Below are 13,972 nucleotides of genomic sequence, written 5' to 3'. Positions count from 1 at the left end.
TAGTATAAATGAATTAGCACTCTGCGGCTAAGGAAACTCTGTAGGGACAGTTAAATTTAGCTCACCCACACCTACATCCAATAAAAGGCTTTTCTCAGTACTTAGCACTAGACGCCTATTCTGCTCCCGGTCCCAAACCAAAGCTTCCCATTGAGCATAAGGCTGTATATAAGTCCTGCGCGCCTCCTCCCAATTCGGAGCATCAGTCACAGGTACAACCCATAGAAAAGAATGTCCAAAAATCTTCTGCTTGGCATAGCCCAATAAAGCCAACCTTTTAGTAACAGGGTCGTAGTCAGCAGCTGTCACCAAACCTTTAACATCAAAGCGCTCAGTCAATGTTACAGATTGCTCTGCTTTACTCTTAGCAAGTTTATAAAGATGGGTTTGTTCGTTTTCTCTATTTTTAGTGAAAAGCCATAGCTCATCGTTGACCACTGTTAGCGCTTCACAATCCAAGTTATGACTATTCGGGGCAACTTTTGCTGGTCGATCAGCATAGTTAAACTTCAATATTTCAGGAGAGACAATACCTCCCGCTCTAGTAGACTCTAAATCCTTCCAAGCAACTTTATAAATCTGCAACTCAATACGCCTGCCGCGATTATTACCGCAGTCTGCTATGTAGAGATAAGACTCATCTTGTGCAAGTTCTTCCCAATCAATATTTTTTGCATTCCCTACTTTGATTACTTTGACAATGTTGTGCTGCCCATCCAGAGCATAAAGATAAGGTCCATCGCCACTATCATTAATGGTCCAGAGCAATCCGCCCTGAGAAGCGAGGCCTGATGTTTCTTGGACACGATCAGGCCAAACAGTGTAATTCTCTATAACACCATCCCAACCTTTAGCTTTGGGTGCGGGCTCTCTTTCAAGCAACGGCTGCTGTTGAGCACACCCCCAAAGCAAAATCGATATAAAAACCACTGCTGAAAACTTCATTTAATTAACCTAACCTCTCAATGAAACAGATGACATGCACAGCCCTACTACAAATAAATATAGTCACACTGTATATGACTAGACCTTTGGTATAAAAACTGTAAGGATTCGCCCATAAGTAGAAAAAATTCAACAGGATGTACCAGAAATGGATAACGATCAATTTGGCCAGCCGGATTTAGGCCCTTCCCTACCACCCAATACTCCAATGAGTACAACCGTGGCAGAGAACAGCCAAATTGCGTCTCAACAACTATCAATCCTTTCTGCTCTTCCACACCCTGCTTGGATTAAAAACCGTCGAGCCGAGTATCTTTACGTAAATGATGCATATGCTGAGTTACTCGATATGCCTGCAAAATGCATTAAAGGTAAAACTGACCGACAGATATTCCCAAAACACCTTCACGCCGAACTTGTCGATTCAGATGCTCAAGTGTTTTTAACACAAACACATATTGAGTTAGAAGGACTACGCCTAAACCCAGATTGCCAGCACAGCTACTGGTTAAGTAAAGCTCCACTCAAAGATAAACACGGCAAGGTCAGTGGTATCATTGGACTAATGAAGCGATCCGCTCAACCAACCACAGACCAGCTTTCTATCTGCAAATTAGCTGAGAATGCTGTTAGACAAAGCAATGAAGCTATTGTTATCGCAGACACAGATTTTAATATCACGTTGGTTAACCCTGCCTTTGTTAGACTTACAGGCTATACCGAACAAGAAGTTATCGACCAACCCGCCAGCGTTATAAATGCTACTTGGTTAGCGCCTGAATTTATTGAAAGCATCAATAGCAACTTGCAATACAAAGGCTATTGGGAAGGTGAAACTTGGAGCCGCAAAAAAGACGGTCAGCTATTTAGCGAGAAAATTAAAATTTCCGTCGTTCTTAATCGAGAAGGTGAAAGAACCCACTTTATTGGCCAATTTCAAGATAACACCGAACAGAAACAAGCTCAGGAAAAACTCGAATTTTTAGCGTTCCACGACCCCCTAACTGGCCTTGCTAACCGAGCACTGTTTCTAGATAGGGTAACTTGTGCAGTTCAGCACGCACAAAGAAACAAAACGCTTTGCGCTGTTATCTATCTCGATCTTAATGAATTCAAACCACTCAACGATAAATATGGCCATCCTTTTGGCGATAAAGTACTTACCATTGCCTCTCAACGTTTGATTAATGCCGTGCGCAAAGTTGACACCGTATCTCGCCAGGGAGGTGATGAATTCGCAGTTCTATTAGAAGACACCGCCTCTGTTGAAAGCGCTGTACTCGTATCACAAAAAATCATTGCATCCTTAAGACAACCGATGCAGGTAGAAGAAGTTGAAGTAACCATTGGTGCCAGTGCTGGTATTGCCGTATTCCCTGACCACGGTATAGACGGTAGCAAACTTATTGGAAACGCAGATAAAGCGATGTACGCTGCTAAGTTCCTCGGAGGTAATGGTTATTACCTTTATAAGTAATATTTAAGCCCTTTCAAATTCTTAAGTTATTTTGAAAAGATTCCCTATCAGGTCTAAAACTAAACTATGACTGATATTTTGGAATCTAAGTATGCTTCCCCCTAATTCAAGCAATACCTGTAGCACACCAGATCAAAAGCTACTTGAGGAGATTGTGCATACTTACCCTCAACCGATTATAGTGATCGACAATGATCATCGGGTTCTCATTTGGAATAAAGCCTGCGAAAAAGTCTTTGGCATACCAGCACAAGATGTTTTGGGAACAAAAGATCAATGGAAAACCTTTTACCCAGCACCTCGCCCAATTTTGGCTGATGTAGTTTTAGATGATGATGAAGAGCAGCTTGAGCAGTTTTACCCTGGTATTCATCGCAGATCACCGTTTATAGACGATGCTTATGAAGTTGAGAGCTTCTTTCCCAAGCTTGGCAGTAACATCGATAGATGGCTCTATTTCACAGCCAAACGACTATATGATGAAGAAGGCAATGTGGTTGGAGCTATTGAATCATTAATAGATATAACCGAAAGAATGGCAGCTGAAGCCGAGGTCAAACAACTTAACGAATCACTTTCTGATCATTCTCAAAAGCTAGAAGAAGCCAATGAAGAACTAAAGGCTACAATGCTAAAACTAGCCAACACTCAAAAGCTCGCATCTCTAGGTAAACTAGTCGCCGGGATTTCCCATGAGCTTAATACACCCATTGGCAACATTCGTACAATTAGCTCAGCCCTGAAAGCAGATACCAGCAGAATCCAAGACCAGCTCAATTCAGGCGAGATGACCAAATCTGCTTTAGAAAACTTTTTGAGCAATGTACTCGAGTCCACTGACTTAATTGAAAAAAGCACCGCAAAAACGGCTGAGCTAATCTTAAGCTGCCAGCAAATTTCCTCAAATGATAACGAATATAAAAGAAGCCAACTTGATTTAAGGGACTTGGTTGAGGAGGTTTTGAATCGACAAACTCAAAGCCTATCTAGATCCTCCATCATAGTAGAGAACCTTATTCCTCATAATATTTCTATGAACAGCTTTGCAGCCCCGATACAACAAATTTTTGACAACCTAATCAACAACACCCGCATGCATGCTTTCACAGAACAACAATCCGGTAAAATTAAGATCCACGCCCACACCTGTGAAAAAGCGATCAAGTTAATTTATACCGATAGCGGTTGTGGCATTCCAACCAAAAACTTCGCCAAAGTATTTGACCCTTTCTTTACCACCAAATTTGGCCAAGGAGGCAATGGCCTTGGGCTTTATATCATCTTTAATTTAGTCACAGGTGCATTAGGCGGAAGCATCGAGCTTCAATCACCTAATGACGGAGGGTTTGAATTACACATCACTTTACCTAGCACCTCCCCTTACGCACTTACTGCAGAAGATGACACTTACTACATTTAAAAGGATGTTCTAATCCAAAAACTTCCATGCTGAAAACTTTTTTCAAAACGGCCGTTTAAATTGAATATAAATCAGTCACGATCGGGCCCGATGTCCAATACTTATATGTAAGGAGAAATCAATAAAACGGACGGACAACTTATGCAAGTGACATCAACAAAAAACAAACCGCCGCAGAATGAACCTCAGCTGCAAGACATCAATAAACAGGTACACCAACCCAGCTTTAGCCCTTACCCAGACATACATTCTAACTTCCATACAAATTTAGCAGACCGGGCTTTATATCCTCCTTTGGCGCAAGTTTATGAAGAAGTCATAATGCTATTAGGCCAAGAGCTCCAAAATGAAACAGGCAATTCGTTCTTAGGATCTAACCCTGCACCGTCAGGTAATGTTGGCCCACAAGAAATCGCCACTGCGACACTTGAATATATCACTCAGCAATTCCCTCTTTTTCGCAACGCACTACCTGAGTTAAGTGAAGAACAATCTCTGGATCGCTTTATTAATTTAATCAATGAGTCCTTAAATAGAGGGGTTTTAACGGCAATAGAACAGTTAGAAGAGATAGCTCTTACAGACAGTGAAGAATTAAATGAACAGGTAGATCTATATCGAGAGTATTGCTTAGAAGGACTTGAAACCTTTATACATAGTTTTGGATTCGGTTTCTTCTTTGATGCACCTGAAGATGAGGAGTTCACCTCCAACCTCCAAGCAGCAGATGAGTTTATCGACGATGAGCTATTAGATAAATTACTGACATAAAAAATGCCGCCTACGCGACATTTTTTGGGAGTTCTTTCAAATTAATGCAGTTCGTCATATTTTTTACGAATAGCGGCTAATTTTGGCTGAATATCTAAAGGCGCATAATTCATCGCTTGTTCAAAAAGCTCCTTATTTTCCTCAGATAATCTCTCTTCTTCACTCATCTGAGTGAGCTTTTCCATCGCTTCAGTAAATTTAGGGTGTATTTTATCGGTAGTCATGACCAACCCTCCTCAAGACGTTCCACATTTAGGTAACTTAGCATGAACGTTTAGCTCAACTAAACCTTACTGCTATTGTAGCAATGCTCCTGGTAGACAACAGCACAATTTTGACATTTAAAACCACACTTAGTGCATTTAAATGACATGTTCATTATTAACGAGGTTTTACACTCTTCATTCTTTGCTTCTTACCACTCGGCTTACCACCTACTCGTTTCTTAGCCGGCTTAGCAAATGATTTGCCCGCTTTTGAATCTTGTCGTCTAGCACTCGCATTCTTATGCTTACCCGCAGCTTTTGATTTTACTGCAGGCTTTTTATTTGCACCTCTGCGATTGGAGTTAGAGCTCTTCTCTTCCTCTGGGATCAAACATGATTCACGCTCACCGATTAGGTCACTATGGCCCATTTTCGGCAGCACTTGGCGTAATAACGGCCAGTTCTCAGGATCATGGTATCGAAGCAACGCCTTCTGAACTTTACGTTGCTCAGTATTCTTAGGCGTGTAGAGTTTTTCACTCTTATACGTCACTTTTTTCAGCGGGTTTTTATCCGAATGGTACATTGCCGTCGCCAAGGACATTGGTGATGGGTAGAAGGTTTGTACCTGATCTACTTTGAACTCATTCTTCTTCAGCCAACGAGCAAGATTGACCATATCTTCATCTTCACAACCCGGATGCGCAGCAATGAAGTAAGGAATCAGATACTGCTTTTTACCAGCTTCACGAGAGAAACGATCAAACATTTTTTTGAATGCATCGTAAGTTCCCATGCCCGGCTTCATCATCTTGGATAGCGTGCCATCCTCACTGTGCTCAGGCGCAATTTTGAGGTAACCACCTACGTGATAAGTCACAAGCTCTTTCACATACTCTGGGTCCTCTACCGCAAGGTCGTAACGTAAACCAGAAGAGATCGAAACGGTATGTACACCTTCTACCTTACGCGCCTTGCGGTATAACTCAGTCGTAGGGCTATGATCAGTATCCAGGTTCTTACAGATGGTTGGATAGACGCACGAAAGCTTACGACAAGAAGCCTGAATATCTGGATCATTACAATTCAGGTGATACATGTTTGATGTAGGACCACCTAAATCAGAGATAGCACCAGTGAAGCCAGGTACTTTCTCTTTGATATCTTCGATCTCATTGATCACAGACTCATGGGATCGGCTCTGAATAATACGTCCTTCGTGTTCGGTAATAGAACAGAAAGTACAACCGCCAAAACAACCACGCATGATATTGATCGAAAACTTGATCATATCGAAAGCAGGAATCTTGTGATCACCGTAACGCGGATGCGGAATACGCTGATAAGGTAAGCCAAACACCTTATCCATTTCCGCCGTTTCTAAAGGAATTGGCGGTGGATTAACCCATAGCTCTCGATGACCATGCTTTTGCACCAAAGCTCGCGCATTGTGCGGGTTCGCTTCTTGATGCAGAACGCGCGATGCATGAGCATACAAAGCAGGATCTTTAGAAACTTTTTCAAAAGACGGTAAACGAATATAGGTTTCGTCAGGTAGCTTTTCTTTACCTTTTAGCGGCGCAGGAATAACACGCAGAGGTTGAGGCTCATCGGCTTTAGACGCGTCTTTTTTATCGCAGGTCGCCGCATCGGTATATTCATAAGGGTTTGGTAATTGATCGATGTAACCCGGCCAATCAATACGGGTTGAATCAACTTCAATATAATCGGCAGGTAAGGCTGTTTTTAGGACCGCAGTTCCTCGAAGATCTTGAATCTCTTCAATGGTTTCACCATTAGCTAAACGGTGAGTAAGCTCAACAATAGCTCTCTCAGCATTACCATAAAGCAAGATATCTGCTGTCGCATCCAGTAATACCGAACGACGAACCTTATCACTCCAGTAATCATACTGAGCAATTCGACGCAGGCTTGCCTCAATACCACCGAGTACTACAGGCGTCTCACGATAAGCTTCCTTACAGCGCTGGCTATACACAATCACCGCACGATCCGGCCTTTTACCACCAAGGCCACCAGCCGTATAAGCATCATCATGACGCGTACGTTTATCGGCCGTGTAACGATTGATAAGAGAGTCCATGTTGCCAGCAGTGATGCCAAAATAGAGATTCGGTTGGCCTAACTCCTTGAAAGCTTCAGCACTGGTCCAATCAGGCTGACTGATGATACCTACTCTGAAACCTTGCGCTTCAAGCACTCGCCCCATCACCGCCATGCCAAAGCTCGGATGGTCAACATAAGCATCACCAGTCACAATGATGACATCACAGCTATCCCACCCCAATGCATCCATCTCTTCTCTTGAAGTTGGAAGAAAAGGTGCTGGCGCATAACATTCAGCCCAATATTTAGGGTATGAAAACAAATCAGGAGCGGAACGAGGCATAAAACGAGGCTACTTAAATATGAAATTAAGGACTATTTTCCCAGAAAGGCAGGTATACGCCCAGTGAAAAATTCTTAATATGGAAAATATTCAATGAAAGGAAGGCTATAGAGAGAAACTACAGCCTTATACAGCTAGAATTAGATAGATTATTTACGCGCTAATTTTGCTGCTTTTTTCTGTAAGGCTTTTTCTAATTCTTCAGCATAAGTAACAATGCCATCCTGACTTTCAAATGGGCAAACCACAACTGCGAAGCCATCCTCTTCTAGACCTGGCGTCCAGCGCTTATGCCAAACAGAGAGACTGATCGCTTCAGGTTTACACTCACTCCACTCTTCGGTTGCCCAGGCTTGTGCTAGCTCTTGTGACGGCCAAACCGGTACACAGTCTTCTTCGTCTGTGTTTAACATCACGCAACCGTACTCATCTGTCAAAATCCAAATCTGCTCATTAGTTACCGATTCCGCAATAAAGAAACTATAAAGCTGCTCTTCATTGTATTCTTGTAACTGCTCTAGTGATGGATTGCCAGACTCATTTGACATAGAAACCTCTGAAAACGATGCGTAAAGCGCACTTATCGAAAATGGTCTTCAATTATACCCTACAGTCTTTCCAATAATCTTGAGATAATTATTGTTCTGCAAGACAAACATCTAATCTCGGAGTATTCGCTTCGATGTTTATAAAGTTTCAAGGTATCTGTAGACACGATCAATCCATCAATTGAATTCAATTGAGCCATCAATCCTAGTCAATCAGCTAATTCTTGTTGAATTTGGATAATGTCATCCAAGTGTTGTTGAAAAATAAGAATGAGGTTTGGATCAAACGCCTTACCAGATTCTTTTACTATATAATCGGTGGCATCCTCATATGACCAAGCTTTCTTATAAGGTCGTTCACTGACTAAAGCATCAAATACATCAGCCACAGATGTAATACGTCCTTCGATGGGTATAGATTCTCCGCTAAGACCTCGTAGGTATCCATTCCCATCCCAGCGTTCATGATGTGTAGCGGCAATACTGCGGGCTAATTGTATAACTAGAGCATCGTTGCCAGATAAAAGATTGTATCCATGTTCAGTGTGTTGCTTCATGATCCTCATTTCTTCTTCGTCCAGAGGACCTCGTTTTAATAAAATTCGATCTGGCACGCCTACCTTACCTATGTCATGCAATGGTGCTGCTTTTTCAAGCATGTAAGCAAGATCCGCAGGCAACCCGGCCCCCAAAGCGAGAACCCGACTAATTTTTCCAACCCTTAAGACATGCTTAGCTGTTTCAGTATCCTTATACTCCCCAATCATTCCTAATAATTGGATTACGCTCTCTACCGTTTTATCTAATTCTTGGGTCCTATTTTGTACAAGTGACTCTAATTGATTTTTTTCGGATGAAAGTACTTTATGAGCATTAGCAATCTTTAATGTATTATTTACTCTAAGGCATATTTCAGCTTGATCGAATGGCTTATTCATAAAATCATTAGCACCATTAGATAAGCTTTTATTGCGAAGATCTGCCCCAGTAGAGCCCGTGAGTATGATTACTGGGAGTTGATCCATTTCCCAGCGTTGACGTATTTGGTACAAAACTTCAAATCCATTTAATCCTGGCATTTCGAGATCTAACAATATTAGATCGAAGTCCTGCTGCTCAAGTTGAGGTAAAACTTTTCGAGGGTCCGTCAAAGAAGTGATAGATGTATTACTGATTTCAGTTTCAATTAATTTGCTAAGAATTAAAACGTTTGTCAGTGAATCGTCACAAATAAGAATTTTATGGTGATCAACATAGCTATTCATGCGTTTAATCCCTTAATGCACTTTACAAACTTCCATATTTCCAGCTTTTCTGTGCTGATTGGCCGTGTATTAGTGGAAAGTTAATTCATGTACTTCAAACGGTTACAACAACAGTCTAGCTATAAGTCATTGTTTAGCAAAAAATACATACGTACGCAGAAGCAAATAACCTTACAAGGTGAGTGGATTTCAATTTGTAAGGCACTTTGAGTAGTTCAATTCAACCGTAAACTGGCTTAAAACAGTATGCTGGAAGACTTTACTCCCAACGAAATAAATTAATTAAAAGCAAATTAATATGTTAAAAATTCAACTAGATTCCTTGCTGATAAGTAAAACAACATCATGAGAAACACCGGTGACGTAACTCTCGCACCAGGATAAAGTCCCTAAAGCGAAGTTTAAGCTGCTATGCGCCTTTTATAATGCTAATATCCGCGCATTGATTACCTAGTATCGTATTATCTTAAGCAAACTACGTTTTTAAGAGTACTACGAGCTACCTGTAGAGCAGGAATGTAGTACGGTTCTCCCCTATCTCCTAAGGCCTCGCAACGTTCAGTGTGATGCCCATAGCTCCAATCAAACACTATGACTGCGTGTTAAAAGTCTTCTGTATGGATAGACCTGAACGTTTTCGCGCAAATAATGCTTTTCCTTAAGAGATAAATAATGAGCTTTAATGAACTTGGCTTATCAAGCCCTATTCTTGATGCAATCAATGCTAAAGGGTATTCAACACCTTCCCCTATTCAGGAGCAGGCAATCCCTGCAATCATAGAAGGTCACGACCTTATGGCTGCCGCACAAACGGGTACCGGGAAAACCGCAGGCTTTACGCTCCCAATTTTAGAGAAATTAAGCCACGGCTCCCCTGCTAAACGAGGGCATGTTAGGGCGCTAATTCTTACTCCAACCAGAGAACTTGCCGCTCAAGTAAACGATAGTGTAGAGAGCTACTCAAAAAACTTAGCCATACGTTCAACCGTGGTTTTTGGCGGCGTAAAGATTAATCCACAAATTGCCAAATTAAGAGGTGGAGTCGATGTTTTAGTAGCGACTCCCGGCCGATTGATTGATCTGCACAATCAAGGCGCTGTTAAATTTAGTCAACTAGAAGTTCTTGTCCTAGATGAAGCTGATCGCATGCTCGATATGGGCTTTATTCATGACATTAAGAAGATCCTGAAGTTTTTGCCTTCACAGCGTCAAAACCTGCTATTTTCAGCGACATTTTCACCACAAATTAGAAAATTGGCCCAAGCCTTTGTATCTAACCCTGTAGAGATTGCTGTCACCCCTGCCAATTCCACAGCTTCAACGGTTAAACAGTGGATTTGCCCCGTAGACAAAAAGCAGAAGTCTCAAATTTTGAGTCAATTGATCAAAGACAATGACTGGCATCAAGTGCTTGTATTCTCAAGAACCAAACACGGCGCTAACCGCTTAGTTCGTCAGTTAGAATCTGCCAAAATCAGTGCTGCCGCGATTCACGGCAATAAAAGTCAAGGCGCACGAACCAAGGCATTAGCGGAGTTCAAAAGCGGCTCTGTAAGAGTACTCGTTGCAACAGATATCGCTGCTCGAGGAATTGATATTGACCAATTGCCTCAAGTAGTGAATTTCGATCTACCGAATGTGCCTGAAGATTATGTTCATCGTATTGGCCGTACAGGTCGAGCAGGCGCGACAGGCCAAGCCGTTTCTTTGGTAAGTGCTGATGAATTTGATCATTTACACGCAATTGAGCGTCTAATCGGTAAAGTATTAGACAGAGAGATCATCGAAGGTTTCGAACCAGCACACGCTCTGCCAGCCTCAGACTTAAGCAAAAAACCGGCTCGAAAGAAATCAAATAACAGTAACAAACCCAAGCAGGCTAAAGGCCATCGTGACGGCCAACGTTCAGGGGATAATTCCCGCGGGCATAAGCCTCAAGGTAAAAACAAATCGCACAAAGCAAGTGAAGGTGCAGGTAAACGTAATAGTTCCAAACCTAAAGGGCAGAAACCAGGCCAAAAACAAGAAAGCGGAAACAAAAAACGTACAACCAAGCGCCCCGCTTCAAACCCTTGGGGTAACCGCACTTAACAAAGCACACTCAGGCCAGTTACTACTGGCCTGAAGCCCATAACAGATTCACTTATAATGGATTCTTAAAATACTCTGCGATCCATTGATAGATACGCTTTTCCGTTACATTCTCAAACGCTAAAGTTTCAAAACGACCTTCAGGATCTGAGTCCATATCCGCAAATTGATAGCTAACAATATCAGGCTGCTGATCATGCAAGATGACAATTATCCGTTTACGTGTACGCAAACAATCAATAGTCATAACGTCCGCAGGTATACCCTGCGTTCGCATATTTTGACTAACACCAATAAGCGGATCGATATCTGAAAAATCCCGCTGTATTGCAGTATGCGCTTCAGAAGCCTGCTCCCAAAGCAGTTCCAATTCTTTGCTTAACTCACTCATTAATTACTCAATCTATTACTACAACATCATTGGAGGATAGAAACTCAATAAACTTATCAGCAGGTAGGGGTTTAGATAACAGGTAACCTTGAAAGCAGTCACATCCCAATTGAACTAAGGTATCTTTCTCTTCGATGGTTTCAACACCTTCAGCAATGACCAATAGCCCTAAACGATCAGCAGTCGCCAAAATAACTTCAACAATGGCAGCTTCTTCAGTTTTTGGACGAAGGTCCGTTACGAATGAGCGATCTATTTTAAGTATATCCAGCGGCAAGTGTCGAAGATATTTAAGCGAAGAATAACCTGTCCCGAAATCATCAATCGCAAAAGAAACCCCTTTCCTTTTCAAAAGATTCATCTTGTGACTCGCCACTTCAAAGTTATTGAGCAGCATATTTTCGGTAATTTCTAATTCAACTGCATCGCCTGGCAAATCATATTCATCCATTAGCTGGATAACTTGATCGACAAAGTCCACCTGCATAAATTGCATAGGGCTGATATTAATAGCAAGACGCTGGAAACTCTCGGGCAAACCATCAGCTCTCCATTGAGCCAAATGTTTTAACCCTTCTCTTAAAACCCAATTGCCGATCTCAACAATCTGCCCACTCTCTTCAGCAACCTGAATAAACCCACCAGGAAAGATTATTCCTTTTTCTGGATGCTGCCAACGGATAAGAGCTTCCGCTCCAACCAGTTGACCGTCTCTACAAATTTGCGGCTGAAACCACAAAACAAATTGATTGGATGTGAGTGCCTGATGAAGCCCTTTTTCGACCTCTAAACGCTCCTGCGCAGTAGATTGCATCTCAGGATCATAGAACTGAAAGCCATTTCGACCCATCGCCTTAACACGGTATAACGCAGTGTCTGCCTGCCGAATAATATCCTGTGCCGATGCATCAGCAGCAGGGAATACAGCAATACCTATACTAGCCGTACAATAAAGTGTGTGTCCTTCAATGCTGAATGGCTCTGACATAACTTTTAGAACTTCTTGCGCCAAATGTGCAGATACATCAGCGCACACTTCTTGAGAATTTCCAGTTTCGGGTATGAGAATAACGAATTCATCACCACCAAATCGAGCACACGTTGATTCAATAGGTAAAACATGTGTTAAACGTTGCGCAATATTATTGAGCAACTCATCACCAACACCATGCCCTAGGGAGTCATTAATTGTTTTAAATCGATCAAGATCTAAGAACAAAACAGCACCGTAATTATGATTCGCTTGGTGTAATTCGACTGAGGCTGTAAGCCTATCCAAATACAATCGGCGATTAGGCAACCCCGTCAACGTGTCATAAAACGCTAACTCATGGATCTGTTTTTCTGCTTGCTTCCTAACGGAAATGTCCCTAGCAACGATCAGAAGGTATTCTTGGGATTGGAGCGTAAGCTTAATCGCTCTCGCCTCTACAGGAAAAACACTACCATCAGCATGTACCTGCAGATCTTCGAAAGTGGTCACTTGACTGCCGCTAATACCCTCAAACACTTGCTGGTATTCTTCGAATGAGTAGTTTTTACTGTAATCAGAAAGCTTGGTATTACTAAGCTGTGTTTTTGATAATCCAAGCGTGCTTGCACCTTGGTTATTTACACGGTAAATGGTGCTATCAAGACCACATAGGAACATAGCGTCCCCAGCGTTATCCATTATTGAGCGCGAAAAATGCTCACTTTCAGATAGCTCTGCAACCATTTCGGTTAATTTATCAGTTACAGCCTCACGATCTTTCCATAATCCTGCAAAGCTGCGAACCAAATCACCTAATTCATCTTCTGCGGTATAGGGTAAAGCCGAACTTTTATCACCAGAACGTAATTCGTTAACCCATTTGGCTGTATTTACAATCGGGCGAGAAAGAAATCGATAGGTTAAAAGTAAGAAAATAGCAGCTAAGGCAACGCTGTGCATCAACCCCAAAAATAAACTGTTAATAGCGCGTTGTGTAAAACTGTTAGCCACATATAACGTATCCAGTTCTACTATAAGCTTCGCCCTTTCATTATCAGAATTAACAACCGCCAGCTCCAATTCAATATAGCGATTTAAATCAAATAATTGCTGGGTAGACTGCGAAACAAAACTAGAACTCAATGTTTGATCCCGTCGATGTTCGGCCAAGGTTTCACTGAAATCATCGATTAATTTCGCATGATAAATCATAGGATAAGAGACAAGCGAAGAAGTCACCTCGTTTGCCTGGAAAGCATTGAGGTTATAGACAGCCTGGGTAGCTGTATCACGATACATACTGATAATACGAACAGTATCCTCAGAAGTGTTTTTTCTCACTTGCTGAAGATCCAAGTAGATCTGCAAGCCAGAGGAAAAGAGTCCTAATAGCAACGCAATAAATAAGATAAAGCGCGCTTGTTTGAGAGCAATCTTGCGTCTTAAATTAAGGGCCATAAAATGCCGTTTTGAAA

The 13,972-nt window shown here is 41.9% G+C and carries 11 protein-coding genes; 4 read left to right on the top strand and 7 right to left on the bottom strand.

The features are described 5' to 3' along the window. Positions 1 to 27: 27 nt before the first annotated feature. Positions 28 to 945 carry a hypothetical protein gene (locus ACMXYS_RS07400; RefSeq protein ID WP_415898104.1) on the bottom strand — a complete coding sequence of 306 codons (918 nt, stop codon included), beginning with the start codon at positions 943 to 945 and terminating at the stop codon, positions 28 to 30. A 148-nt stretch (positions 946 to 1,093) separates the two neighbouring features. Here ACMXYS_RS07400 and ACMXYS_RS07395 point away from each other — a divergent pair, with 148 nt between their 5' ends. From ACMXYS_RS07395 to ACMXYS_RS07385, 3 genes are all read left to right on the top strand, one after another. Continuing rightward, positions 1,094 to 2,422 carry a diguanylate cyclase domain-containing protein gene (locus tag ACMXYS_RS07395; protein ID WP_415884398.1) on the top strand — a complete coding sequence of 443 codons (1,329 nt, stop codon included), beginning with the start codon at positions 1,094 to 1,096 and terminating at the stop codon, positions 2,420 to 2,422. 91 nt (positions 2,423 to 2,513) lie between these two features. Then, complete coding sequence (locus tag ACMXYS_RS07390; protein WP_415898103.1) at positions 2,514 to 3,842, top strand: ATP-binding protein; 1,329 nt, start codon at positions 2,514 to 2,516, stop codon at positions 3,840 to 3,842. A 141-nt stretch (positions 3,843 to 3,983) separates the two neighbouring features. Next, positions 3,984 to 4,613 carry a DUF5610 domain-containing protein gene (locus ACMXYS_RS07385; RefSeq protein WP_415884396.1) on the top strand — a complete coding sequence of 210 codons (630 nt, stop codon included), beginning with the start codon at positions 3,984 to 3,986 and terminating at the stop codon, positions 4,611 to 4,613. Positions 4,614 to 4,654: 41 nt separating this feature from the next. Here the strand turns inward: ACMXYS_RS07385 and ACMXYS_RS07380 are convergent, their stop codons facing one another. From ACMXYS_RS07380 to ACMXYS_RS07365, 4 genes are all read right to left on the bottom strand, one after another. Then, the gene (locus tag ACMXYS_RS07380; RefSeq protein ID WP_415884395.1) at positions 4,655 to 4,837 is read right to left on the bottom strand and encodes a hypothetical protein; all 183 of its coding nucleotides are present in this window, start codon (positions 4,835 to 4,837) and stop codon (positions 4,655 to 4,657) included. 157 nt (positions 4,838 to 4,994) lie between these two features. Beyond that, positions 4,995 to 7,229 (bottom strand): YgiQ family radical SAM protein, encoded by a 2,235-nt coding sequence (locus ACMXYS_RS07375; RefSeq protein ID WP_415884394.1) that lies wholly within the window; start codon positions 7,227 to 7,229, stop codon positions 4,995 to 4,997. 149 nt (positions 7,230 to 7,378) lie between these two features. Beyond that, positions 7,379 to 7,777, bottom strand: coding sequence for a DUF2750 domain-containing protein (locus ACMXYS_RS07370; RefSeq protein WP_415884393.1), 399 nt, complete (start codon positions 7,775 to 7,777; stop codon positions 7,379 to 7,381). 209 nt (positions 7,778 to 7,986) lie between these two features. Continuing rightward, positions 7,987 to 9,042 carry an HD domain-containing phosphohydrolase gene (locus tag ACMXYS_RS07365; protein ID WP_415884392.1) on the bottom strand — a complete coding sequence of 352 codons (1,056 nt, stop codon included), beginning with the start codon at positions 9,040 to 9,042 and terminating at the stop codon, positions 7,987 to 7,989. A 672-nt stretch (positions 9,043 to 9,714) separates the two neighbouring features. On the opposite strand from ACMXYS_RS07365, the gene ACMXYS_RS07360 reads away from it, so the two are divergent. Then, positions 9,715 to 11,133: a DEAD/DEAH box helicase gene (locus tag ACMXYS_RS07360; protein WP_415898102.1), complete on the top strand. Its 1,419-nt coding sequence runs from the start codon at positions 9,715 to 9,717 to the stop codon at positions 11,131 to 11,133. 52 nt (positions 11,134 to 11,185) lie between these two features. Here ACMXYS_RS07360 and ACMXYS_RS07355 read toward each other — a convergent pair whose 3' ends face one another. Next, positions 11,186 to 11,524, bottom strand: coding sequence for a hypothetical protein (locus tag ACMXYS_RS07355; protein WP_415898101.1), 339 nt, complete (start codon positions 11,522 to 11,524; stop codon positions 11,186 to 11,188). A 7-nt stretch (positions 11,525 to 11,531) separates the two neighbouring features. Further along, positions 11,532 to 13,955 (bottom strand): EAL domain-containing protein, encoded by a 2,424-nt coding sequence (locus tag ACMXYS_RS07350; RefSeq protein WP_415898100.1) that lies wholly within the window; start codon positions 13,953 to 13,955, stop codon positions 11,532 to 11,534. Positions 13,956 to 13,972: the final 17 nt, after the last annotated feature.

The organism is Neptuniibacter sp. QD57_21, from assembly GCF_047778075.1.
In the GTDB taxonomy this organism is placed as follows: Bacteria; Pseudomonadota; Gammaproteobacteria; order Pseudomonadales; family Balneatricaceae; genus Neptuniibacter.
This window is presented reverse-complemented; position numbering and strand designations above follow the sequence as displayed.

Bases quoted from the DNA above. Each gene is read 5' to 3' on its own strand.
- ACMXYS_RS07370 (WP_415884393.1), bottom strand. From the start codon at position 7,777: ATGTCAAATGAGTCTGGCAATCCATCACTAGAGCAGTTACAAGAATAC.
- ACMXYS_RS07355 (WP_415898101.1), bottom strand. From the start codon at position 11,524: ATGAGTGAGTTAAGCAAAGAATTGGAACTGCTTTGGGAGCAGGCTTCT.
- ACMXYS_RS07365 (WP_415884392.1), bottom strand. From the start codon at position 9,042: ATGAATAGCTATGTTGATCACCATAAAATTCTTATTTGTGACGATTCA.
- ACMXYS_RS07380 (WP_415884395.1), bottom strand. From the start codon at position 4,837: ATGACTACCGATAAAATACACCCTAAATTTACTGAAGCGATGGAAAAG.
- ACMXYS_RS07385 (WP_415884396.1), top strand. From the start codon at position 3,984: ATGCAAGTGACATCAACAAAAAACAAACCGCCGCAGAATGAACCTCAG.
- ACMXYS_RS07390 (WP_415898103.1), top strand. From the start codon at position 2,514: ATGCTTCCCCCTAATTCAAGCAATACCTGTAGCACACCAGATCAAAAG.
- ACMXYS_RS07400 (WP_415898104.1), bottom strand. From the start codon at position 945: ATGAAGTTTTCAGCAGTGGTTTTTATATCGATTTTGCTTTGGGGGTGT.
- ACMXYS_RS07375 (WP_415884394.1), bottom strand. From the start codon at position 7,229: ATGCCTCGTTCCGCTCCTGATTTGTTTTCATACCCTAAATATTGGGCT.
- ACMXYS_RS07360 (WP_415898102.1), top strand. From the start codon at position 9,715: ATGAGCTTTAATGAACTTGGCTTATCAAGCCCTATTCTTGATGCAATC.
- ACMXYS_RS07395 (WP_415884398.1), top strand. From the start codon at position 1,094: ATGGATAACGATCAATTTGGCCAGCCGGATTTAGGCCCTTCCCTACCA.
- ACMXYS_RS07350 (WP_415898100.1), bottom strand. From the start codon at position 13,955: ATGGCCCTTAATTTAAGACGCAAGATTGCTCTCAAACAAGCGCGCTTT.